Origin of the sequence: uncultured Kocuria sp. (genome assembly GCF_947500125.1) — a bacterium.
In the GTDB taxonomy this organism is placed as follows: Bacteria; Actinomycetota; Actinomycetes; order Actinomycetales; family Micrococcaceae; genus Kocuria.
Map to the genome: position 1 here is coordinate 1 of NZ_CANMRA010000042.1, position 22,782 is coordinate 22,782.

A 22,782-nucleotide genomic window follows, 5' to 3' on the forward strand; every position below is an offset into this window, starting at 1 on the left:
GACCACCGACCCCCTGACCGCCCTCACAGCCTGACCCCCACACGAAGGATCGCTACACCACTCCAGGGGGCTTGACCAGCTGGCGGGCCGATCAGCAGGAGTCTTGTGGGGCTGATTACCTCGTGCATGTTCCTTAGCGCCCGGACGGTTTCACTTAGCGGCACTCGGGGTATTTCCTGCTCGTGCATGGTGTCGTTGACGCCACAGGAGATCACGATCCGCGGATCTTCAGCGGCTGCCAGGCGTGGCGTGGTTTCTGCCACCAGCCGTTGACCAATTTGTACTGAGGTCTCCCGGCGCACACCGAGGTTGTACGTCGTGAGGCGTAAACCGCGGGCAAGCCCTGCGGCAGTGACGCGACCGACCCAGCCGAGCCCGGTGGAGTCCCCGATGCCGGCCACGAAGGAATCTCCCACAAAACAAACACGAATGTCGCGGTCAGGGGAATCCGTCCACTGAGATTGAGGGGTCATCGGCACGATCCTGGACCGCCACTTGTCAACATCTCCGCCACGCTAGGCGTCTACCGTTTCCTGCTCGGGTGCCTCAACGGTTTCCTGCCCAATGTCCGCCTTGCCGTTTTCGCCGGTGGCACCAGCGTCGCCGCCAGCTGCACCGGCCGCGGAGTCTTTGAGCAGGCCGCGCACCTCGGCCGCCGACAGCTCCAAACGCTGGGCAATCTCCGGCACGGCGACCCGCTCACCCTTCATGCCGGCCACCACACGCGACTGTGCTTCCTTGGCCTGCGCCGCCTCCTGTTCCGCCTTGGCGCGGATCTCCGCGATGCGCTGTTCAGCCGTTTCCATGATCTGCTCGGCCTCACCCTGGGCGACGAAGAACTCCTCACCCAGCTCCAGCAACCGCTGCTCCCGGGCCATCGACTCCGCAGCCGCCCGGCGGGCCCGCTCCCGCGCCTCGGTCTTCGTCGCGCTCTTACGCGGTGCCATCATCACTCCTTCACATCAGCAACACCATTCCCTCCCATTGAACACCAATCACGGCCTAACGGTCATAGACCAACTTCTCCACGCCGACCCGTCCGCCGGCCCAGCCGGCGGTGCAAAAAACGACGCCGCGCCGGCGGCAGTGTTGTGAGCTTTGGTGGGGGCTGTGGACCGCCTCCGAGATTCATCCTCCGGTCTCTCCACCGGACCCACAGCCCCCACCCCAGCTCGTGCAGGTTGCCCACACGAAAAGCGCATGTGGACAACCTGGTTTCGCTTGCACCCAGTCGACGGTGGGTGTGGACAGCTGATGCGCTGCGGTTCGTCCTCGTTCCTCGTCCTGCCCTTGGCATCTCCTGCCCACACCCACCGTCTCGTGGGCACAACCGCGTCACATCCGTGACGGACTTTCTGGGTCGCTCCAGTCCAATGACTCGCAAGCTCGCATCGGCCCTCCACGCCCTATCAGAACGTCACACCTCTTGCATTGTTGATAACCGAGGATGAAAACGCGCATGATTGCTTCTGTGATGACCGTCCATAAGCTCAGCGCTGGGGACGGGTATGCCTACTACACGTCCGAGGTCGCTTCCGCTGATGAGCTGCGCGCCGAGGGGCGCGAGCTGGGCGACTACTACACCGTCGAGGGCATGCCCCCGGGGCAGTGGGTCGCCCATTCCAAGGAGCTGCTGGGGGTGTCCGGGGAGGTCACCGAGGCGCAGATGGCCGCCCTGTTCGGGGAGGGTATCCACCCGGACGCGGACCGCATTCTGGCCGATGGTGGCAGCACGAAAGATGTGGCTTTGGGGCGGCCGTATCGCCGTTATGCCACGGCCAACACGGAGCTGACCCGCCGCCTGGACGAGGAGACTGCCCGGCACGAACGCACCATTGGTGCCGCCCCGAGTCGGGAGGAACGACAGGCGATCCGCGGTCGCGTCGCGGGTCAGCTGTTCCGTGAGACGCACGGGCGCGATGTGCGGAATAAGGAAGAACTGGGGAGGTTCATCACCGCTCAGACCACTGCGAAGCAGCAGACGGTGGCCGGTTATGACCTGGTGTTCTCCCCGGCCAAGTCGGTCTCCCTGCTCTGGGCCCTGGGCGGGGACGAGGCCCGCAAAGCCGTGGAAGCGGCGCATAACGAGGCCATCGCGGAGACCCTGAGCTTCCTGGAGCAGGAGGCCACTTTCACCCGTCGCGGGTACAACGGTGTCCGCCAGATTGACGTGGAGGGCGGTTTGGTGGCCACCCAGTTCCGCCACTACGACTCCCGGACCGGGGACCCCCAGCTGCACGATCACGTGGTCATTTCCAACAAGGTCTTGGGCGCTGACGGCCAGTGGTCGGCTTTGGACGGACGCACCTTGTACCGCATGGGCGTGTCCGCCTCAGAGACCTACAACGCGAAGGTGATGGAAAAGGTCACCGCTTCCCTGGGGGTCGCAGCGGTGCCGCGGATGGCCGGTGGGGACGAGCCTATCTTTGAGATTGCCGGGGTGGACCTGGACGCCATTCACCACGCTTCCTCCCGCCGGGCGGACATTGCCGGGACCGTGGAGCGGTTGCACGCGGAGTTCACCGACCGCCACGGCTACGCCCCCAATGCCAAGCAGAAGATCGCCCTGGCCCAGCAAGCCACTCTGGAATCCCGGCCCACCAAGAAGTCCGCCCGGCGCCTGTCCGAGCTGGTCGAGCAGTGGGGACAGGAGTACAGGCAGCAGGTGCAGATGCCGGTCGGAGACAATCTGTTGGCCCACGTGCGGGCGGCCGCTGGCAACGCGCCGTTGGGCGCCGACGCCGCCCAGATCGACGTCTCTGAGCACGCCCGTTTGGTGGTCCACGAGCTGTCCCAGAAGCGGGCCACGTGGAGTGTGAACCACGTCCAGGCTCAGACCCGCCGGCACCTGAAAGAGACCATGATCGGGTACCCCGTGCCCGATAAGCTGGTGGCCGCAGTCGTCAAAGAGGCCACCACCACGCACAGCCTGTCGGTCACCCCTCACGCTGATGTGCCGCGCTTGGCGGAGTTCACCCGTGCTGATGGTACGAGCCAGTTCATCCGTTCCGATGCTCAGGTGTTCACCTCTCGGGAGGTGTTGGAGACCGAGCACCAGGTGCTCGCCGCAGCCCAGCGCACCGTCATCCCGGCCGTGTCGGCGGAGCGGTTCGAGGAGGTGCTGGCCGCCCACACCGGTCCGCTCAGTGAGGGTCAGGTGGCACTGGCTCGGGCCTTCGCCACGGACGAGAAGCTGCTCAGTCTGGGGATCGGACCGGCCGGTGCCGGTAAGACCACCAGCCTGTCCCTGGCCGCCGATGCCGTGCGCGCGACCGGCGGCAACGTCGTGGGGCTGGCGCCCACGGCGGCCGCGGCTGCTGTCATGTCAGAGGACATTGGGGCGCAGGCGACCACGATCGACGCCTTTCTGATCGCCCACCGCACCGGGCGCACCGGGGCGGCGCAGCTGAGTGCGGGGGATGTGGTGATCCTCGATGAGGTGGGCATGGTCACCACCCCCAAGCTGGCCGAGCTCGTGAACGTGGCGGCCCGCCACGGGGCGGTGGTGCGCGCCATCGGGGATGACCGCCAGCTCGGGGCGATCGGCTCCGGTGGGGCGCTGCGCCTGCTGGACCACGAGGTGGGAGCGACCCGCCTGGAGGCCGTGCACCGCTTCCGCACCGAGGGTGAGGCGGCCGCGTCGCTGGCGCTGCGCGAGCCGCCGGCGGCCGGGGCCGACGTCCCGTGGGCTTGGTATCTGGAGAACCGCCGGGTGGTCGCCGGAGACACCGAGGCCATGACCGACACGGCGCTGCGCGCGTGGATCACCGACACCCAGGCGGGCAAGCGATCCCTGCTGATCGCCACCGACAACACCACCGTGACCGACCTGAACGCCCGGGCCCAAGCCGCCCGGATCGCCACAGGGCAACTCGATGCCAGCGGCGAATCGGTGGTGCTGCGCGACGGGCTGACCGCCCACGCCGGGGACGTGGTGGTGACCCGCCGCAACGACCGGAGGCTGCAGCTCAACGGCGGCCGCGACTTCGTGAAGAACAACGATGTGTGGACCGTGGAGAAGGTCGGGGCAGAGAAGGCGACGCTGCGCCACACCGGCCACGGCGGCAAGATCACCCTGGACGCCGACTACCTGGCCCAGCACGGCCAGCTGGGCTATGCGGCGACCGTGCATCGGGCCCAGGGCGCGACCGTGGACACCGCTCACGCGATCGTGGACTCCGCCACCGACCGGGCCGCTGCCTACGTGGCCGCCACCCGCGGACGCGAAACCAATCAGCTCTATGTCGCCCTGGCCGAGGGACAGTCCCGGGATGAGGTGCTGGAGGCCATCGCCGGAGCCTACGACCGGAACCTCTCCGCCCACGAAACCGTGGCGGCCGAGGCCATGCGCAACGGCGACGTCGCCACCCTGAGCGAGGTCTACCGCGAGACCGCCGACGCTGCCTGGATGGCCAAGACCCGCGCGATGGCAACGGAGGTCATGGGCGCGAACAAGGCCGCGGACTTCACCGGAACCGAGGCGTGGGGGGCGGTGGCCACCCACCTGCACACGGCCCAAGAGGCCGACATGGACCCGGCCGAACTCCTGAACCGGGCAGTGCACCAGCGCGGCTTTGGCGGGGCCGAAGACCCGGCCGCCGTGCTCGCCTGGCGGCTGGAGCAACAGATCGACGCCGCCCAGCGCATCCTGGACAACACCGACCGCCGGCCCCTGGGCAACGTCACCGACGAACACCTGGAGCGGCTGGCCGAGCGCACCACGGCCGCCCAGGCACAACCCACGGTCGAGGACCCACAGTGGGCGGCACACCCTTACGCCTGGATGCCCTCGGCCCAGTTGGCTGCGGCGAAGGCCGGCGCGGAGGCTGAGAACCTGGCCCTGCCCCCGGAAATGTGGGAGTCCACCACCTCACTGCACCTGGACTGGATGACCCGCACGATGGGCGCTGAGCAGGAGCGCCGGGCGGGGCTGTCCCCGGAGCAGGCGGCGGTGGAGCAGATCGCCCGCGGAGAGCGCCCCCGCACCGACACGGACGTGTCGATCGGGGAGGCGATCACCGCCGAGCAGCAGGTGCGCGCGGTGGCCGCCAAAACCCCCGCACCGGTCCCCGTGCAGGACGGGCGGCGGGTCAGCGAGCACCTGGCCCCCACCTCACTGATCACCGACCCGCAGGTGCCGGCCCAGTACCGGGAGCAGCTGGAGCGGCTGCGCACCCGCCTGGAGGAGCGCGTCATGGTGCGCGGGGCCGAGCTGGCCGAGGCAGCCCCGGAGTGGACTGCGGCCCTGGGCCCGGTGCCGGCCAAACCTGCCAAGGCGGCCGAGTGGTACCAGGTGGCCGCTGAGGTCGAGGCGTACCGCAACCGCTACAACGTCCCCGCCCACGAGACCGCGCTGATCCTCCCGGCCCACCGGGACGACCCGGCAGCGGCCGCGCTGGTGGCTCGGGCCACCGCGCTGCACAAGCACTCCGCGCTCACCACCGCCGCCCCGCAGACCCCGGAGCAGGTCCGTCAGGCCGTCGATGAGGCGCATGTGGCCGAGCGGGTGCGCAGCACCCCGGCACCGGCTCAGGAGGCCGTGGAGGCGCTGCGCGCCACCCGCGCCGAGGCCGCCGATCCGTTGCCGGCTCCGCAGGCGAGGGAGGCCGCCGTCACCGCGGCCGCTACGACTTCGGTAGCCGAGGAGCCCCGGCGGGTGCTGACCAGGGAGGAGCTGATCGCCCACGTTGTGGCCCAGCACCGGGCCCAAACCCAGCAGGCCACCCCGACCGCCGATGCAGCTGCCCCCCACGAGCCGGCGACCCCCACGCCGGAGCCGCAGAAAAAGGAGAGCCCCGTGTCCGAGAACGCCCAGAACGACGCCACCCGCCGCCAGTTCACCTCTGGAGTGGAACGGAAACAGGCAGACGCCATCAAGCGGTACAAGGCCGCCCAGCGCATCGAGCAGAAGTCCCACCGTCAGGAGGACAGCGCCGCAGCAACCCGCCGCGCTGCCGACAGCATCCGCCGCGACGGCGGGCGCAGCCTTTAGCTCACCGTCGGTCTGGACGCCGACTGCGACGCGTTCGACTCTCGCTACGTCTCAACTCACGGGGTACGCCATCGGGGCACTGGAGTGTCTTCTGGAACCTCCCAGGCTCGTAGCGGTCCAAGACCCATACTGAGGACATGGCCGACGGCGACTCCTGGTTCCCCCGCCAGTGTTGGCGCCTAAAGATGAGATGAGCAGATGACCGCCGCAGTCGTACAGGCCGTGATGATGAGCTTGGTGCCGGTGACGGTGTATCTGGTGGTGTCCGCGGCGGCCTCCGGCCGGTTGCCGCGGAACAGATGGATTGGGCTGCGCACCACCGCCAGCCTGTCCTCGGGAATGGCGTGGAGGGCAGGGCACGCGGTGGCACTGCGCAGGCTCGGGTGGTCCGTGTTCGCAGGGGTGGCCGGCGCTTTGCTCATCTGCGGGAATCTGCTGTTCACCGACAGCGTCCGCGCAGGGTTCCTCCCCTTGGGGCTGGTCATCATGATGCTGGTCACGATCTTTCAAGCGGGTGCCCGAGGGGTTCAGGCTGCTGCGCTGGTGGAGGCCGCTTCAGGGCACCGTTGAGTGCCTCATCCGCGACGACTAGGAGTGACCTCATTGGAGTACGTGAAGAACAACAAAATCAGCCTTAAGCACAGCACCTCGCACGACGAGGCGTGGTTGCAGGCCCTCATCTCGGATGACCCCGCACTACTCGGGCTGGGTGACCTTGTGGTCAAGGATCTGGAGCGTAAGCAGATCAGTGGCGGAAGGCTGGACATGCTGCTCGCCGACCCCGAGGGCGACGTCCGCTATGAGGTGGAGATCCAACTCGGCGCCACCGACGAATCCCACATCATCCGCACCCTGGAGTACTGGGACGTGGAGCGTCGGTTGAGACCGCAGTACGAGCACATCGCCGTCATCGTGGCGGAGGAGGTCACATCCCGGTTCCACAACGTCATTGGGCTGTTCAACAAGGCCATCCCGCTGATCGCCATCCAGATCACCGCACTAGAGGTCGAGGGCAAGATGACGCTGTTCGCCACCAAGGTGCTCGACCTTGCTCTGCCCGCAACAGAGGATGAGGAGGAGGTCGCTCCAGGAGCTGACCGCGCGTACTGGGTGGACAAGGCCAGTGAGCAGGCAGTCAAGGTCGTGGAGAACCTGTTGCTCATCGTCAACTCGGTCGGGGAGCAGATGCAGCTTAACTTCACTCAGAAGTACATCGGGCTTGCCCGTTCCGGAGTGGCTCGCAACTACGTGCAGTTTCGTCCTCGCAAGCGCAGCATCACCATGTACATCGGCATCCCCGACCCTACTGAGGAGCTGGATCTTCTCATCGAGCGGACCGAGCTGGACGTGTCGGAGTACAACAAGAGGTATAAGCAGGTGCAGGTCAAGCTCAACGTTCCTAAGGACGGCGAGCCGTTAGTGCCTCTGCAGGGAGACTCCAAGCAGGACCTCAGAGAGCTGGTCCGCATGGCTAAGGGGCTGCCCGCCGACCCGCTGGACTCTCGAACGGATCCGTACAAGATTTCGTCGGCCGAGGACCACTCTCCGTGGATCCAAGAGCTGGATCAGGAGGATGTGGGGGCGGAACGGTAAGTAGCGCACGTCGCTCAGCGCGATTTTGGGGTGCCGGTTGAGATGCGCTCGGCTTCTCTTAATCGCCTCGACGCTCATGGCGCATTGCAGGAGCCTTCACAGGCTTTCGGAATTGACGTCCGCTCGTATCCCTAGAGTTGAGCTGTTCATTTTGACCCTTGGAGGCATCGTGAGTGATCTGGCAGAGCACGAGGAACGCGCAATCCGGAGCTACGTGAACGGTCAGTCCCCGCCAGAGGATCAAACGAAGCTCGTGCAGCGTGTTCGGTCTCGGAGGATTCTCGGCCGAGTCCATGAGGTCTTCGACGTGCACTGCCAGGAGAGCAGATGGTGGGTCATCACCGATCCGACCAACCTGTACTCCCAGGAGCAGTTTCCAGATGCTGAGCAGGCCCTGATCTTCCACATCGGTCTAGGCGCGGTCCTGGTGGAACGTGAACGGGGGAGGATGGATGAGGAACATGAGGAGTACGTGCCGGCCGCCTGGCGCAGATTCCGCGACGCCTTGCAGACGATGGACGAGGCTTCGGAGTCGGAGGATTTTCAGTCCGTTGGGATCAAATGCCGGGACGCATTGATCTCTCTGGCCAGGTCGCACCAGGACGCACCATGGGTCGGCGAGGTGGCTGAGCCGCCTAAGGGCGCCGACTTCAGAGGCTGGGGCAACATCTACGCGGAACGACTTACGGACGGGAAGCTGAGGAACTACCTCAAGGCTCTGGTGGAGAAGACATGGGACCTGACGGTGTGGCTTCAGCACTACGCCAACGCCACTTCCGCGGACGCTGACTTCGTGTTGGAGGCGACCTCCCACCTCATCGGAACCTTCGGCCAGATTATCCATCGTAGGGAGGCAGGAGAACCCGAACGCTGTCCTCGCTGCGCCTCCTACCGGGTCACAACGGACCTCCAGCCCGAGGTGGAGGAAGACGGCTATTACGAATCGACCGTATGCGCAGCATGTGGATGGCGCTCCGAAAGACTCTTCACCACCTGGGACGAGCACTTCAGCGACCGCGAGGACAGGTAGATCACTGCCTCATGGCCTCGACGCTTTTTCTATCCAGACAAGGGCAGGGCGCCTACTGGGACAAGGCTGTGCTTCTACCCCTGGTCTATGTGCTCACCAGCTCCAGTCATTAGGAGGTTGCTCGCATTCCAACATGCGCCGCATCCCCTTTTCGACGTGGGAGACCCCGCATTCCCCGAAGGGGCCGTTCTTGGCGAACAGGACGGCGGCGTGGCGGTCGAAGTGATCGACCCACCAGGAGGACATGCCGCCCCCGGCTTGGCGGGCGAGCCATTCCTCGTAGAGAGCCTTGAGTCGTTTGATGGCCTCGGGGTGGGCCCACCATTGCGAGCACCAGTGCATGTTGGCGGAGCGGTCGACGGACTCCACATCGGCCATCGTGTCCTCGACCCACTCGATGAAGTCCTCCATGCTGAGCGTGTTTTCGTCGGTTTGGGCTACCTGATCGGTCATCGCCGCTGTCCTTCCGTGATCCGCTCCAGCACCGGGGTGATCCGGGCTGTCAGGTCCTTGTCTTCGAACCACCGCACGGTGCGCACGATCGTGCCACCGCCGGTGGAGGTCTTCACCCAGGCGTGCCCGGCCGGCAGCTCGGAGAGCTTGGAGACCGGCATGATGTCGCGCTGCTGAGTCTGCACCGACCGCGACGCCACGCCCCGGGAGGTGGAGGTGCTGCGCACCTTCGCGTCGTAGGTGCCGATGAGCTTCCGCAGAGACTCCAGGAACTCCGCGTCATCGGAGCCACCGCCGTAGACCTTCACCGCGGCCGCCGACCAGAGGGTGTCCCATCCGGTGCGTTGCAGCATGTCCACGCCCTGGCCGCGGGTTTGGAAGTAGGCCGAAACCACGATGCCCATCGACCCGAAGAACGAATACCACTCGGGCAGCTGCTTGAGCTTCACCACGTTGCCGACCTCATCGAGGTCAGCTACCAGCGGCACCTCCAGCCGGCCCCCGTTCCGTCGTGCCGCCTGCTGGGCGGCGGTGACCACCGCGTAGACCAGGGTCGAGACGAACGCGGCCCCGGACCCGGCAGCGTCCTGGGTCAGCAGAATCAAAGTGTCCTTGCTGGTGACGAACCGCTGCGGGTCGAACACCGGCACCCCCGGGGTGGGGGTGGTCCAGGCCAGCAGCTCGTCGTGGACCAGGGCGGAGGACATGCGCTGGGCACTGGCGGCCACCGACCCGCGGGTGTCATCGGGTTGAGCCCCCATGCCCTGCAAAGCCGCCGCGGGGCCGGCGTGGCCGGCCTGTTTCAGGGCCCGAGCCGGTTCCAGGAACTCGGCCGAGGAGACCCAGGTCAGCACGTCCGCCAGCGTCTTTCCGCTTTTGGCCGCCGCCAAGAGGCACCAGGAGAGGTAGTCGCGGCCTTGGGAGTCGAACTGCGGATCGCCCTTCCCTCCGGCAGCACCGGAGGCGGAAGCCGTTTCAAAGATCGAGGCGACTTCCCCGGCGGACACCGTGTCGGTGACGGTGGCCAGGAGGTTGAAGACCATCGCGGGGCGGGTGCTGTTGCGCCAGATGCGCTGGGGGTCGAACAGCCACACGGTGCTGCCCGTCGTGGTTCGGGCGGCTAGTACCTCGGCCACCCCGTCCACCTTGTTCGACGTCATCACGAACGCCCCCGGCGCCTCGACGGCGTGCCGGATGACCTGAGAGGTGGTCTTGCCCCGCCCGGTGCCCCACACATGCGCCGAGCACTCCCGCCAGCCCTGATAGATCGGGTTCTTGCCCACCAGCCCGATGGTCAGGCCGGGGCCGATGTTCTCGGCCTCGGGGTGCAGCCGGTGGGCCTCCGTGGTGCGAGCAGCAGCCATCGCCGGGTTGATCCGCCCCGGAGGGCTCATCCGCCGGGCGGCTTCCTGGGTCTTGGACGGGGTGCGGGTGCCCCAGATCATCAGCGCGGCCACACCGGCCACCACCTCCAGGCCCACGAGGAAGGTGGCGGCCGTCGGCCAGTCCACCGCCCCGGTGGCCAGCTGGATGCCCAAGGTGAACGGGTTCCAGGGCAGGTCCCCGGTCACCGGGGTCAGTACGTTCCCCAGATGGGTCAGGCCCACCGCGCCCATGACGGCGGTGAACAGGATCAGGATGCCGATGAAGCTCTTGTTCTGGTCGTGGTTCATGCGTTCACCCTCGCCTGTGCGGCCGCCCAGGCGGCATTGGTGTCGTGGACCCGCAACTCTCCGGCGGTGAGGTTCGTCTGGAACGGCACCCCCGGAGCTTCCCCGGTCTTGAGCATGAACCGGCCCCGCCCCGGCGGGGGCGAGGTGCGCCCGGTCTTGGGGTTCACCGAGCCCTCGGCCGACCAGGCCACCAGCAGCGCCTTCTCCTGCTCGGAGAGCGGGAAGACCGTCTCCAGCATCCCCATTTCGTTCTGCGCCAGTCCCCCGAGGACTTTCATGGAGGAGCGTTCCATGAACCCGGTGGCGATCTTCGTCAGCTCCTCGGTGCTCAGCTGGAGGTCTTTCATGGAGTGGGTGATCAGCAGCTGCCCGAGGCCCTTGGTGCGGTTGAGCCGGGTGATGCCGTCGATCTGGTGGACCAGCAGCTCCGAGGCGCGCAGGGCCTGCCACAGCTCGTCCATGATCATCAGGTGATGGCGCTCCTCCATCAGCCCCGCCTCGGCCAACGTCTTAGCCGCCGAAATCCCGGCCTGGGCATAGGACCAGCACACGATCTGCACGGCGGCCCGCAGGTCCAGCAGCGTCTCGTCGATGGCGGAGAGATCGAAGTCCACCGACTGGTCGATCTGCATCTCCTCGGAGGTCGGCCGGCAGAACACGTCCCCGAACGGGCCATGCGCGCCCAGGGCGTTGAGGCCGGCCAGCAGGTTGCGCACCTGCCCCCGATAGGAGGTCTCGTCATCGACCAGGATCGCGGCCATGATCGCCGGCCGTGCAGCGGTGATCACGTCCACCACATCTTGAATGATCGGCTGCCGGCCCTGGGCCTCGGCGTGCTCGGCGGCCTCGGTGATCGCCATCGAGAGCACCGTGGGCTCCTGCTGGCGGGCATCCAAGGGTGCCTTGAACACCAGCTCCAGCAACCCGGTCAGGGCGTTGAGGCGGCGGCTGTGAATCTCCGCGCGCATCTGCCGCTGCAACGCCTCCGGCAGCTCCCCCAGCCGGCGCCACAGCGGCCCGGCGTCCAGGGGGTTGATCGACCCCACCCCGGGGGCGACCCGGATCACCTGCCCGCCGACCTCGACGGTGAGCCCGGCCAGGTCGGGCTTGACGTCACTGGCCCCGACGAACAAGAACCCCTGGTCCACCAGGGCCAGGGCCATGCGCACCGCCACCGAGGACTTCCCTCGGGCCTGCAAGCCAAGGATGAAGCAGGACGGGGAGGAGATGATGCCACGCAGGAACAGGTTGATCGGGTCCCCGCAGACCACGGAGCCGTTGAGCTGGTTGCGTCCCAGCACCGCCCCGACCAGGGGTGAGGAGGTGCCCACGGCGAAGGGCCACAGCCCGGCGGTCTGGTTGGAGGTCGCGGTGAACTCCGGGGGCGCCTCCACCCAGGAGTTCATCCCGCCGTGGGCGACGTCTACGCCCTTCTCCGTGAGCTCCCGGAACGCCCCGGCGCCGGCGGCGGCGGAGCGGCCGAAGACCTTGTTGAGGATCGAATCGGTGATCTGGTCAAAGACAGACATCACAGCGCCTTTCGCACATCGGCCGGAATGGTGGCCACAGCATCCGGGACCACACCCAGGCCGAGGTTGAACGCGAAGGCCGCGTCGTCGTTGTAATCGCACTCCCGCAGCCCCAGCTGCACCCCCTGGGAGGCATTGCGCCGCAGCGTGGCCGCCACCCGGGGCAGCTGCTCGACCCGCTCGACGGTGGCCGTGACCACGATGGAGAACCGCACCAGCGAGGCCCCTTCGGCCTGCTCACGTTCGGCCTTCCGCGCCTTTTCCAGGGCGATGATCTGGGAGCTGGTGGGGCGGCGGTTCTTCTGGTTCGCCGCGAACTGAGCATTGGTCAACGACTGCTGCACCTGGGTGGCGGACTTGTCCGGGGACTGCGGCCGGTAGAACACCGTGACCCGCTTCTGGAGCATCTCCGCGTTGGGCGCCAGCAGGGCCACCAGGGCGTTCTCCCGGAACGTGCCGGCCGGCGGACGCCACATCTGCCAGGACTTCGACACCACCCCGCCGTGCTCGTACCGGCCCGGGGAACCGATCACCCGGGCGGCGGCGGGGCCGACTTCCTCCCACCGCAGCCCGGTGCCGGCCTCCGACAGCCGGGCCTTCTCGACGGCGGCGGCCGCCAACGGGTTATAGGCCACATAGGTCTGGTCGATGAGGTCGTGCTCCTGCATCAGGGAGACCGACCCGGCCCCGGCCTGCTCCAGCTGCTCCAAGAACCCGCTCAGCAGCGAGGACACGTCCGTGGCCAGCTCCTCGGCGGTGCGCTCGGGCACGCCCTCACCCGCGTTAGCTCGGGCGCTGAACGTCAGGGCGATCCACTGCTCCAGCTTGGGCACGTCCTGGTTGAGGTTGGCCACCACCTCGTCCATCGTCGCCCGGGCGAAAGCCGGCACCGACTGGGACCCCGCCTGAGCCCGTCCCACCGCCACCGCATCGGGCAGCCGCTCCCCCGGATCAGTGGTGGACTGGGTGGTGACGGAGACCTGCACCAGCTCAGTGTTGGACCCGGCATCACGTTGGAACGCGGCCCAGGTGCCCACCATCCGGTCCACCCGGTCCTGATCCAGCAGCCCCAACCCGGAGGAGTTGGCGATCACGAACACGGTTCCGGTCTTCAACTTCGGGTGCCACAGCATCACGCCCTGGTGCCCGAACAGGTCGGTGAAGGTCACCGGCTCCGTGGCCGCCAGCACGCCGGGGGCACGGAACGACCCGTCCGGGAGCTGCGAGGTCGGCCCCGCCTTGTACGTGGTGCGCTGCTTCTTCTCCGCCCGGGAGAACATGGACCGGGCGATCCAGCGCTCCGGCTTGGACCGGCCGTTGCGGTCCTTGGAGCCGAGCACGGTGGCCACGATGAACGCCGCCACCGCGATGCCGGCGGCCACCCAAATCTGGGAGGCCATGATGAACAAGAACACCAGCACCGACCCGACGCCGAGCACCACGGTGGAGGCCATCGAGAACCCCAACAGCCCGGCCGTCTTGTCCTCGGCGATGTTGCCGTACTGCCGCACGATCACCTGGTTGCTACTCACAGATCCTCACCACTTTCTAGTGCTTGTTCAGCGTCCCGGACGACTTCCCGCAGCCCGAACTCGATCCGCTGGCCGTTGATCAACGGTTTCTTCGCCCCGGTGGCCGAGGACCCTTCCCCAGCCGGGTGCCCACTCGGCCCCGCGCCATTGGTCGCAGCCACCGGCTCCGCACCGGCCGGCCCGGACGCCTCAGACGCCCCACCGGCCGCTGCCGGGGACGAGCTCGAGGTCTGCACCTGCTCCGCCCCCGAAGCCCCACCCGTGCCGGTGCTGGCCGCACTGCTCGGGGCAGCACCCGTGCTGGGGGTCTGCACGTTCTCCGCACCCGAGGCCCCACCGGTCGTGGTTCCTGGCGCGGAGGTGGCAGCTGCACCGGCCGTGGTGCTCTCCACGTTCTCGGCACCGGCCGGTCCCCCGGCCGAGGGAGACCCACGGCCAGGTGCGCCAGCACCAGCCAATCCCGGCGCCCCGGCAGCGCCGGAGCCGGTAGAGGCACCTCCCCCAGCACCCGAAGCGCCGGCCCCGGCACCCGAAGCGCCGGCCCCGGCACTCGAAGCGCCGGCCCCGGCACCCGAAGCCCCAGCGCCAGCAGCGCCTCCGGCAGCTCCAGCGCCGGCCCCGGCACCCGAGGCACCGGCCCCGGCACCCGAAGCCCCAGCGCCAGCAGCGCCTCCGGCAGCTCCAGCGCCGGCCCCGGCGGCACCCGCGCCCGAGGCACCAGCCCCGGCAGCTCCGGCCCCAGCGGCACCAGCGCCAGCGGCCCCGGCTCCGGCAGCAGCAGCCCCGGCGGCCAGGGCGCCGACACCAGCAGTCACCGCGCCAATAGCCACCGCACCACCGAGCATCGCCAGCCCACCAGCGCCCATACCACGGGGCCCAGCACTGACGGCCGGGACCATGACGCGGGCTAGGGCGGGCATCGACAGGCAGGCCGTGAAGATGATCACGGTGCCCGTGATCAGTGTGATGACCTGATTGGCCACCTCATCATTACCGGTGCCGCTGATCCCGTTCATCAGCGCCAGGCCGAAGCCGTAGAGCACGGCCGCGACCGGCTTGAAAAGGATCACCGAAATCAGCCAGCCCACCGCTTTGTCGAATGACTTGCGTCCCCGCTCCGTGGTCGAGGCAGCGGCGAAGATCGGCAGCAGCCCGCACAGCGCCCCGGCCACCCCGTAGGAGAAGATCACCAGGGCCGCGTTGAGGATCGCCCCGAGGATGGCGAAGGGAGCGAGCACGATCAGGATTCCCGCCGTGGTCAGTGCCATCGCGGACCCGCCCACGGCATCGAGGCCCATCGACTGTCCCAGTCCGTCCCGGGCCGCGTTGCCGGCAATGACGTCTACCAGCCACGGGGCCACCTCATCGGTGACCGCCAAGGACAGCGCGACCATCGAGACCGCCAGCCCGGAGACCACCACGGTGCGGATCAGACCCATCACCAGGTTCTCGGCCGACTCCCGGCTGTGGTCCCGAGCGATCTTGATGACAGCGAAGGCGGTGCCGATGATGCCGGCGACGCCGACGAACGTCGTGGTGGCCATCTGCACCCGCTCCGTGGCCGAGCCGGCGCCCATTGCCGGGGCGCCGATGTTCAGCCACCAGGTGCCCACAAAATCGAGCATCGTGGTGAAGATTTCCACCAGCCACCCGGCCATGAACAGGATCAGCTTCTCCACCGTGTCCCCGGCGATACCGCCGGCAAGGTCGGAAACCCAATCCGTGATCACTTCGGGCCCCACTCCACGTAGGGCTGGCCCTGGTGCCGGTCCCCGGTCATCATCGAGGTGCCCGAGGCCGGGTCCAGCTTCCAGTCCCCGTCCTCCCACACCAGGTCGATCTGACCGGCGATCTTCTGCGAGAGCCCGTTGCCCGAGGGCAGGTTGTAGATCAGCTGGTAGGAGGCGGCCTCATCGGAGTAGAAGTCCTGGGAGTAGCCGATCAGCGTCGTCGTGGAAGCAGCCAACCCGTCGTCGCCCTCCTCCAGGCCGTCGCGAATGCGCTGGGCCTTCTCCTCCAGCCGGTCCCGGTTGGAGCCTTCCGCGATCGCCACCTCAACGTCCTTGGCGGCCTCCTCGCTCACCGAGGGGTCCAGCGACATGGCATAGGTCGCCGCGGCCATCAGCGCCCCGGCTTCGGAGTGGGCGTAGCCGACTCGTAGCCCGGAGTCCCGTCGCTCACAGCCGCCGAACTCCGGGGAGGAAGGCACGACGTTGTAGCCGGCGGCCACCCAGTCCTGCACTTCCGGGGCCTCATCGGCCACCGATACCGCGTCCTGGTTCAGCTGGGCTTGGCAGTCCCAGGCGAAGTCCTCCCCCAGCTGAGGGATAGCCGCCTCGGCTGCACCCTGGGTGGGGGCAGCCGAAGCAGCGGGCGCGGTGGGTGCCTCTGCCTCGTTGGGGGCCGTCAGGTCCCGAATGATCCACCCGGCCACCCCGACCAGCAGCAGCACCAGGGCGATCAGGGCAGGGCCGAACCAGCGGGGGCGGGTCCGGGTTGCGTCGTTGTTGTTCGTGTCCATCGGGGGGTCTCCCTGTCGTTGCGGTGCCGGGTGAGGAACGGGGGCCGGCTCAGCCGCCGGTGATCATGTTCCAGATCGCCCCGGCCGCCCCGAGCAGGGCAGCGGCGACCAGCGGCCACACGGGGGCCTCGACCTCATCACCGCGGCGGCGGTTCCGCCCGGCGGTGACGAGCCCGAAGATGAAGTAGACGAACAGCACCAGCCCGGCGGCCCAGAGAATCCAGCCGAGGATCATGGTCACGTTCTCCATGCCCGGGGGCTGGGTGGGGGTGGCGTTGATGGCCGGGATCATCAGGGCGTTGAGGGTGTTGGTCAGCATTGGGGGGGTTTCCTTTCTCAGTGCCCGGTCTGGGCGATTTTGTGGATCTTCCGCAGCACGGTTTTCAGCCGGGTGCTGGAAGGGCTGGGGGTGACGCCGACCTCGCGCCACGTCGGCTCGTAGGGGACGGTCATGGCCACCGGGAACATGCGCGCCACACCCCGAGCGAAGCTCAGAGTGGGCTTGGTGATCCGGTTCTTGGGCCGGTCATGGACAATGACCAGCCCGACCAGCTCATAGGGCAGCTGCCCGGTGGCGGAGGCCCGGGCGAGCTGGGCGGCCGACTCCAAGGAGGCCGCGCTGGTGGAGCACACCAACAGCGCCCGCCCTGCCCACTCCGGCTCCTGCACCGCCGCATCCACGATGGACTCCGAGCACAGCCCGGCCAGGGTGGAGGTGCCCACCCCACCGGAGGCGCCGACCAGCCACAGCGTGGCCGGGGTGACCTCCACCGGGGTGGCCGGTTCCTCGGCGGGTACTGGTTCCTCGGCCAGGGCTTGCTGGAGGTTCTGCGGGCCGCGGATGGAGTCTCGGGACCCGAGGATAGGGTCCTCCTCCATCGGGTCCTCCTCCTCGATCACCTCGGGTGCGGCCACGAAGGGGTTGCGAGGGCTGTCCACGATCACAGGCCCTCCCGCACCGCGGCCCCGGCTCGGAGCCAGGCCCGGCGGGTGGCCGGGGTCATCGCGGTGAACCGCACCCGGCCCTCCACCAGGGCCCGGTCATACGGGATCGTGGCCACCGCCCGCACATAGGGGGCGAACTCCTCAGCCAGTTCCTTGGCCTTGGTCTTCTGGTGGCCAGGCTCGCAGCACAGCACCACCACCACCGCGTTGCGCGCGAGCTCCTGGGCGTGCTCATCGCCGGCGTGCAGGGCCGCCAACACCCGGGAGGCGCCTTCGGCGGCGTCATCGACGGACTTCACCGGGATCACCACCTGATCGGCGTGGCCGATCATCGCCTGCCAGTTCGCCCCGCGTTCGGTGTTGCCCGAGTCCATCACGATCGCCCGGTAATACTTCGCGGCCACCGCGTGCAGCCGGTCCACCTCATCCCCGGTGACCATGTGCCGCTCCTGATCCCCGGAGCGGTCATCGGAGCGCAACACGTCATACCGGTCCGCCGGCTGGTGGTGGACGTACTCGGACAGGTCCCCCACCCGGGCGTCCGAGGTCATGAAGTGCTCAGTACGCCCGAGCAGATCGACCACGGTGGACTCATGCCCGGCGTCGAAGGTGCGCCAGCCCAGCGAGCCCAGGGAGTTGTTGTTGTCCCAGGCCAGCACCCCACCCCCGGACAGGCGGGCGAATACCGCGGACAGGCAGATCACCGTCGGGGTCTTGCCGGCCCCGCCCTTGGGGTTCAGGACAGCGATCGTGCGCGGGCCCGGCCAGTGCGCGGAGACCGCGGCCTCGTCTTGGCGCTGGCTCAGCTCGGCGGCCGAGGGCGCCAGGTGCAGACCCATCGAGTTCAGCGCCCCGCGCCACCCGTGCTGGGCAGGGGCGTCCACCTCGGGGCGGTCCACGAAGGACGGCAACGACTCCCGCCGGCTGCCAGCTGCCGCGGGCTCCGCCGCCGCGGGCTCCGCAGCGCGAGCCGTGGACGGGCGGCCACCGAGGAACGGGTTAGGCGCGGGAGCAGCCGCCGTAGCCGGTGCAGCGGGGGCCTGCTCCTCCTCCGCCGCCGCAGCCACCGGGACGGTCTCTCCCGACGCCGGCTCTACCGGCTCAAGCTCGGCAGCGGACACCGGCTCCACCGGAGCCGACACCACCGATTCCACGGCAGGCACCGACTCGGACCGAGCGGGCTCGACCGGGGCCGGGGACTCGATGGTGGCCGGTGCCACACTTTCCTGCCGGGACGTGCCATCGGCGCCGACCAGGAAGGTGCGAGACCCGGCAGGGTCCTCGATGTGCAGCTGCATGTCCTGGCTGGTCTGCTCCGCCAGGCTCTTTGCCGTGGCCATCACGGCCCGGCGCGCATCGGCCACGGTGGAGTGGTTCTCACGGGTGATCTGCCCGGCGGTGTCCAGCTCCACGGCACCGGTGGAGTCGATCATCACGGTCATTCTCATCAGGGGGTCTCCTTAGCAGTGGGGGTAGTGCTCGCAATCGGTGAAGTGCTCGCAGTGGGGCTGGCCGTGGGGGTGGGGCCGGTCTCGACCAGGGCGTAGAGGGAGCCATCGGTGGACCCCTCCACCCGGGTCATCGCCATTCCGTTGTCCGTGATGACGTCGGGCACCGCCGCCTGATCAGCCCGGGTGGTCGCCTCCGTCTGCCCGTCACGGGTGACCTGGGCCTGCTCGCCGTCATCGGTGACCCAGGCGTAGCCGGCGGCCAGCGTGGCTTGGCCATCGAGGCGGTGGGCGGTGGTGGCTTCCACATCGACCAACACGGAGGAGGCCAGCAGCAGCCCGTGGACCCGATCGGCTTGCACGGTGGAGGTGGTGATCTGGTTCCCGTCGAGTTCGCGCACCGCGACCTGCTTCACCGCGGTCGCCTCCGTGGCCTCGTCCACGTCGTAGAACCCGACGAGCGTCTGCTTCCCGTCCTTCCACGCGGCCACCACCCGGCCCTCCACGCTGCCGAGGATGCCGGTCAGCTCGGCGCCCTTGGCCGGGGCCGGCAGGGTCGCCGGCTTGGGCAGGGCCGCCGAATCGGTGCCGACCCGCCACACCTTCCCCGCCTTGGCATCGGCGGCGATCAGGTCCTCCCCCTGGGCCTCCAGCGGCTTGGCAGCCGCCGGCACCACCCGGGATGCGGTAGATCCGTCCGCACCAACCAGCAGGGACTTCTTGGTGGGCAGATCCAGCCGGGGCACGGTGCCCCCGTCCAGGACCACGGTGGCCTCCTGCGGCACTTCCACCCGGATCGGCTCGGTGGAGTCCGGGGTGAACAGCACCAGCTCTTTGCCCGTGGCGGCGGCCAGGCGGGTCTGCCCGTCCACGGTGAACAGTCCCAGCTGGGTCACGGTGAACGGCGCGCCACGGCTCCACTGCTCCACCCCGGTGTCGGGGTCGTGGCCGATGAGCTTGGCCCCGTCCACACTGACCGGACGGCCCTCCCAGTCCAGGACCGCCTGCACCTGAGACCCGGACATGGGTGTGGCCCACGCACCGTAGGTGTCCCATCCGGCCGGGGCCGGCACCGGCAACTGGGCCGGGGGCGGGGTGTGCACCACCGCCACCGGCTCCCGGTCGTCCTCGGTGAGGTTCATCGCCACCGAGGTGCCGGCGGTGAGGCCCAGCACCCCGACGCTGCCCCAGATCGCCAGGGCGCGACGGCGCTGGTTTCCCGACCGGGCACCCGCCGTGCGTGTCCGGGCGGTGCTCCCACCCCGCCGGGCTGCGCTGCGATTAGCAGACCCGGGACCAGTCGGCCCGGGACCAGCCGGGGGCTCGTACTCCTCCAAGGTGCCCAGTTCGGCGTCCACGACCATCTCAAACATGGACCCGTCCTCGGTGTGACCCTGCACCCGGCACGCCTTCAACCCCAGCCGCCGGCACACCTCAGCCGCCGCATCCGCGGCCACCTCATGGGTAGCGGCCGCATCGAGGACGGGGTAGGTCAGCACCTCCCCGTTGGCCTCGGCCACGATCTGCTCCTGACTGAACGTCAGGGCGATCACCGGCCAGTTGTGCACCATTGGGCTCACGACTGCCCCTCAGTGTCGGTGGCGCCCATGTCGGAGAACCGGTGACCGACGACCTCCCAAGCCCCGGAGTGCTTTTCCAGGTAGATCACCACCTGCCGGCGTCCGGTGCCCTCAGCCGGCTCACCGTCGCGGCTGGCCCACCGCCAGGTCACCGTGTACGCCCGGATTGCCTTGTCCTCGGCCACGTCCTGAGAGACGTCCCCGATCGAGGGCACGGCCTGGGCCCGGCTGTAAGCCCGGTGCTCGGAGGGCTCCAGCCAGTCCCCCTGAGAAGAATTGCGTTGCGGCTCGATCTGATTCGCCGCCCACTCATCGGACATCAGCGGCTTGGCCCGGATCGCCGCGGCCGTCTCGGTGCGGTCCAGGGCGGTGTCCCAGGAGTGCAGCAGAATCGCCGTGGTGCGCGCGGTGGAGTCCACATCGGTGCGGTCCACGTCCGCAATGGCCGGGAATGTCCCGTCGCCGGGCACCTCGGGGACCGGGGTGCTGGTCGGTGTCGCAGGCCCGGCACTGGTGGTGCTGGGGGCAGCGCTGGAGGACTGGGAGGTTTCCTGCGTCGGCTCAGCAGAGCACCCGACCAGGGGCAAGGCGCACAGGGCCAGGGCGGTGATCAGGTGGGGGCGGCGGTGGCTCATTTCGGCCACGCTCCTTTCTCGCGCAGGATCGGTTCGGGGTCGATGTTGAAGCCCTCATAGGGGAAAACGACGTCGGGGGCACCGGGCTGGTAAATCTCCAAGTGCAGGTGCGTAGCCACGGCCCCTAGGCCGGCCCGGTTGCCCTCGGTGCCGATCACGTCACCGCGAGAGAGCTTCTGACCCTTCTTCACGGCGTAGGAGTTCAGGTGGCAGAAGGCGAACCCGAAATCGGGGTCATCGCCGTTCTCCTTGGCGATCACGCACCCGTCCTCGTTGTTGAACCCAGTGATCCGCAGATCGGTCGGCGCGATCACCGGGCCTCCCGCACCCGAGCCGGCACCGGGAGTGGCAATGTCCACCCCCACGTGGTCCTGGGCCCAATCCGGTAGGCCGGCAACGTTGCGCCGCCCGTAGCCGGAGGTGAACTTCCCCCCGGGCAGCGGCGTGGTCCACTCCCCATCGCCCAGGTCCCCGTCCCACTCCTTGGCCCCTGTAGGGACCTGGCAGCCGGCGGAGAACTCGACCTGGCCACCGTCGAGGATGATTTCCACATAGCGCTGCGTCTCCGCGAACGGCGGCACACCCTGGTGCTGAGCCACCGCACCAGGCCCGGCGTTGTAAGCCGCCAACATCAGGCGCACGAGCTCGTCGGCGTCCTCGCCAGCCACGTCTTTGACTTCATCGCGCAACGCGGCCATGTACCGCCCATAGGCCGGGATCGCGTCCTCGGGGTCAGTGACGTCCCCGCCCTGACCGTAGGCGGCCCAGGTGTCGGGCATGAACTGGGCGATGCCCTGCGCCCCGGCGGAGCTGCCCGCGTTGGGGTTCCAGTTGGACTCCTGCTTCAACTGGGCGGCGGCCACGCTCACCGGTATCCCGGCAGTCTTAGCGGCCTCCTCGACCAGGGGCCCCCAGTCGTTGGGCACATTGATCACGCCATCCTCGGAGCCCTCACCGGAGACGACCGTGGACGGTGTGCACTCACCGGCCGATGCCTGCATGTCCGACACCAAAGCAAGACCGGCCACACCCACCACGGGCACGCCCACGGCCACCACCCCGACCAGCGCCAGAGCAGCGAAAATCAGGCCGGAGGAGCCCTTGGACCCGTCCTCTTCCATGAGCCACCTCCCTTCCCAAAGCGGTCAGCCCAACCATGTGTATTATACACATAAAAGTCTGTATGAGACATACTATGTTCATTATTTACATAATAAGTTCTCTTCAACGCAGTAGAGCAATGTCCCCACGTGAGGGCAATCCGCTTGGGATTAGAGACGGAGTTCAGACAAGATGAACAACATGCCCGCCGTAGTGCGCCCCGAAGGCCAGTCCCCGCTTGTGGCTCAGGCCGCCATAGTGTTCGGCAACACCGTTCGACTGTCGATCATCCGTGCGCTCAAAAACGGGCCGGGTCGCCGTGGAGAAATCGTTGAGCGCACCGGATTGGGCGTGGATACCCTCAGCACTCAGCTGCGCGAGCTCCAAGACCTTGGAGTGGTACACGCTGCAGTGATTCCTGGCCGTGGCCGGCCCATGCTCTACAGCCTCAACGAGGCGCGAGTGCAAGAGCTGTATAGCGCCTTGGGTGCCTATGCCCTGGGGGGAGCGTCGGCTTAACTGCTGACGGCAAGCCATCTTGATCATCCTTCCGCGAGACCCTTCCCGGCCTCGCTCGGCTGGACCGCCACTCTGTATCGGCCCAGCCTCGATGATATGTATGCAAATGCGGCTGCCCCAATTACCCAGGGGGGCACGGTATCGCCCCACGCTAGGTCAAGCCCCCTGGAGTGGTGTAGCGATCCTTCGTGTGGGGGTCAGGCTGTGAGGGCGGTCAGGGGGTCGGTGGTC

The 22,782-nt window shown here is 68.2% G+C and carries 20 protein-coding genes; 5 read left to right on the forward strand and 15 right to left on the reverse strand.

Annotated elements, in window-relative coordinates:
* Positions 1-23 precede the first annotated feature (23 nt).
* Both Q0817_RS18170 and Q0817_RS18175 read right to left on the reverse strand, forming a co-directional pair.
* The gene (locus Q0817_RS18170) at positions 24-473 is read right to left on the reverse strand and encodes a GDSL-type esterase/lipase family protein (protein ID WP_298591436.1); all 450 of its coding nucleotides are present in this window, start codon (positions 471-473) and stop codon (positions 24-26) included.
* Positions 474-515: 42 nt separating this feature from the next.
* Positions 516-947 (reverse strand): hypothetical protein, encoded by a 432-nt coding sequence (locus Q0817_RS18175; RefSeq protein ID WP_298591438.1) that lies wholly within the window; start codon positions 945-947, stop codon positions 516-518.
* Between the two features lie 527 nt (positions 948-1,474).
* Here Q0817_RS18175 and mobF point away from each other — a divergent pair.
* The 4 genes from mobF (at position 1,475) to Q0817_RS18195 (ending at position 8,615) form a co-directional block, all read left to right on the forward strand.
* On the forward strand, positions 1,475-5,992 hold the full coding sequence (mobF, locus tag Q0817_RS18180) for a MobF family relaxase (RefSeq protein WP_298591440.1): 4,518 nt from the start codon (positions 1,475-1,477) through the stop codon (positions 5,990-5,992).
* Between the two features lie 198 nt (positions 5,993-6,190).
* Positions 6,191-6,562, forward strand: coding sequence for an SdpI family protein (locus Q0817_RS18185; protein ID WP_298591442.1), 372 nt, complete (start codon positions 6,191-6,193; stop codon positions 6,560-6,562).
* 33 nt (positions 6,563-6,595) lie between these two features.
* Positions 6,596-7,585: a hypothetical protein gene (locus Q0817_RS18190; RefSeq protein WP_136341003.1), complete on the forward strand. Its 990-nt coding sequence runs from the start codon at positions 6,596-6,598 to the stop codon at positions 7,583-7,585.
* Between the two features lie 169 nt (positions 7,586-7,754).
* Entirely contained in the window at positions 7,755-8,615 is an 861-nt protein-coding gene (locus Q0817_RS18195) for a hypothetical protein (protein ID WP_298591445.1), read from the forward strand.
* Between the two features lie 93 nt (positions 8,616-8,708).
* On the opposite strand, the gene Q0817_RS18200 is transcribed toward Q0817_RS18195, so the two are convergent.
* From Q0817_RS18200 to Q0817_RS18260, 13 genes are all read right to left on the reverse strand, one after another.
* On the reverse strand, positions 8,709-9,068 hold the full coding sequence (locus Q0817_RS18200; protein WP_298591447.1) for a DUF4913 domain-containing protein: 360 nt from the start codon (positions 9,066-9,068) through the stop codon (positions 8,709-8,711).
* A complete protein-coding gene (locus Q0817_RS18205; RefSeq protein WP_298591449.1) occupies positions 9,065-10,741 on the reverse strand; it encodes a type IV secretory system conjugative DNA transfer family protein in 1,677 nt (558 codons plus the stop codon). The genes Q0817_RS18200 and Q0817_RS18205 overlap by 4 nt, the downstream gene beginning before the upstream one ends.
* Positions 10,738-12,270: a hypothetical protein gene (locus tag Q0817_RS18210; RefSeq protein WP_298591452.1), complete on the reverse strand. Its 1,533-nt coding sequence runs from the start codon at positions 12,268-12,270 to the stop codon at positions 10,738-10,740. The genes Q0817_RS18205 and Q0817_RS18210 overlap by 4 nt, the downstream gene beginning before the upstream one ends.
* Positions 12,270-13,802 (reverse strand): SCO6880 family protein, encoded by a 1,533-nt coding sequence (locus Q0817_RS18215; protein WP_298591454.1) that lies wholly within the window; start codon positions 13,800-13,802, stop codon positions 12,270-12,272. The genes Q0817_RS18210 and Q0817_RS18215 overlap by 1 nt, the downstream gene beginning before the upstream one ends.
* Complete coding sequence (locus Q0817_RS18220; protein WP_298591456.1) at positions 13,799-15,481, reverse strand: hypothetical protein; 1,683 nt, start codon at positions 15,479-15,481, stop codon at positions 13,799-13,801. The genes Q0817_RS18215 and Q0817_RS18220 overlap by 4 nt, the downstream gene beginning before the upstream one ends.
* A 47-nt stretch (positions 15,482-15,528) precedes the next feature.
* Positions 15,529-16,323, reverse strand: coding sequence for a hypothetical protein (locus Q0817_RS18225; RefSeq protein WP_298591458.1), 795 nt, complete (start codon positions 16,321-16,323; stop codon positions 15,529-15,531).
* A 49-nt stretch (positions 16,324-16,372) separates the two neighbouring features.
* Positions 16,373-16,642: a hypothetical protein gene (locus Q0817_RS18230; RefSeq protein WP_035930757.1), complete on the reverse strand. Its 270-nt coding sequence runs from the start codon at positions 16,640-16,642 to the stop codon at positions 16,373-16,375.
* Between the two features lie 17 nt (positions 16,643-16,659).
* Positions 16,660-17,268, reverse strand: coding sequence for a DUF6668 family protein (locus Q0817_RS18235; protein ID WP_298591464.1), 609 nt, complete (start codon positions 17,266-17,268; stop codon positions 16,660-16,662).
* Positions 17,265-18,716, reverse strand: a complete 1,452-nt coding sequence (locus Q0817_RS18240; protein ID WP_298591466.1) for an AAA family ATPase — start codon at positions 18,714-18,716, stop codon at positions 17,265-17,267. The genes Q0817_RS18235 and Q0817_RS18240 overlap by 4 nt, the downstream gene beginning before the upstream one ends.
* Entirely contained in the window at positions 18,716-20,296 is a 1,581-nt protein-coding gene (locus Q0817_RS18245) for a hypothetical protein (RefSeq protein ID WP_298591468.1), read from the reverse strand. Before Q0817_RS18245 ends, Q0817_RS18240 begins: the two co-directional genes overlap by 1 nt.
* Positions 20,293-20,931, reverse strand: a complete 639-nt coding sequence (locus Q0817_RS18250; RefSeq protein WP_284563965.1) for a hypothetical protein — start codon at positions 20,929-20,931, stop codon at positions 20,293-20,295. The genes Q0817_RS18245 and Q0817_RS18250 overlap by 4 nt, the downstream gene beginning before the upstream one ends.
* The gene (locus tag Q0817_RS18255) at positions 20,928-22,052 is read right to left on the reverse strand and encodes a transglycosylase SLT domain-containing protein (protein WP_298591478.1); all 1,125 of its coding nucleotides are present in this window, start codon (positions 22,050-22,052) and stop codon (positions 20,928-20,930) included. The genes Q0817_RS18250 and Q0817_RS18255 overlap by 4 nt, the downstream gene beginning before the upstream one ends.
* A gap of 163 nt (positions 22,053-22,215) precedes the next feature.
* Positions 22,216-22,437 carry a hypothetical protein gene (locus tag Q0817_RS18260; protein WP_298591479.1) on the reverse strand — a complete coding sequence of 74 codons (222 nt, stop codon included), beginning with the start codon at positions 22,435-22,437 and terminating at the stop codon, positions 22,216-22,218.
* Between Q0817_RS18260 and Q0817_RS20120 the strand changes: the two genes are divergently transcribed.
* Complete coding sequence (locus Q0817_RS20120; protein WP_366139894.1) at positions 22,360-22,551, forward strand: hypothetical protein; 192 nt, start codon at positions 22,360-22,362, stop codon at positions 22,549-22,551. The genes Q0817_RS18260 and Q0817_RS20120 overlap by 78 nt on opposite strands.
* Positions 22,552-22,782: the final 231 nt, after the last annotated feature.

What these genes read in the sequence shown, in the direction of transcription:
- Q0817_RS18210 (WP_298591452.1), bottom strand. Translation starts at nt 12,270, where the DNA reads ATGTCTGTCTTTGACCAGATCACCGATTCGATCCTCAACAAGGTCTTC.
- Q0817_RS18175 (WP_298591438.1), bottom strand. Translation starts at nt 947, where the DNA reads ATGGCACCGCGTAAGAGCGCGACGAAGACCGAGGCGCGGGAGCGGGCC.
- Q0817_RS18250 (WP_284563965.1), bottom strand. Translation starts at nt 20,931, where the DNA reads ATGAGCCACCGCCGCCCCCACCTGATCACCGCCCTGGCCCTGTGCGCC.
- Q0817_RS18240 (WP_298591466.1), bottom strand. Translation starts at nt 18,716, where the DNA reads ATGAGAATGACCGTGATGATCGACTCCACCGGTGCCGTGGAGCTGGAC.
- Q0817_RS18185 (WP_298591442.1), top strand. Translation starts at nt 6,191, where the DNA reads ATGACCGCCGCAGTCGTACAGGCCGTGATGATGAGCTTGGTGCCGGTG.
- Q0817_RS18200 (WP_298591447.1), bottom strand. Translation starts at nt 9,068, where the DNA reads ATGACCGATCAGGTAGCCCAAACCGACGAAAACACGCTCAGCATGGAG.
- Q0817_RS18255 (WP_298591478.1), bottom strand. Translation starts at nt 22,052, where the DNA reads ATGGAAGAGGACGGGTCCAAGGGCTCCTCCGGCCTGATTTTCGCTGCT.
- Q0817_RS18205 (WP_298591449.1), bottom strand. Translation starts at nt 10,741, where the DNA reads ATGAACCACGACCAGAACAAGAGCTTCATCGGCATCCTGATCCTGTTC.
- mobF (WP_298591440.1), top strand. Translation starts at nt 1,475, where the DNA reads ATGACCGTCCATAAGCTCAGCGCTGGGGACGGGTATGCCTACTACACG.
- Q0817_RS18170 (WP_298591436.1), bottom strand. Translation starts at nt 473, where the DNA reads ATGACCCCTCAATCTCAGTGGACGGATTCCCCTGACCGCGACATTCGT.
- Q0817_RS18225 (WP_298591458.1), bottom strand. Translation starts at nt 16,323, where the DNA reads ATGGACACGAACAACAACGACGCAACCCGGACCCGCCCCCGCTGGTTC.
- Q0817_RS18230 (WP_035930757.1), bottom strand. Translation starts at nt 16,642, where the DNA reads ATGCTGACCAACACCCTCAACGCCCTGATGATCCCGGCCATCAACGCC.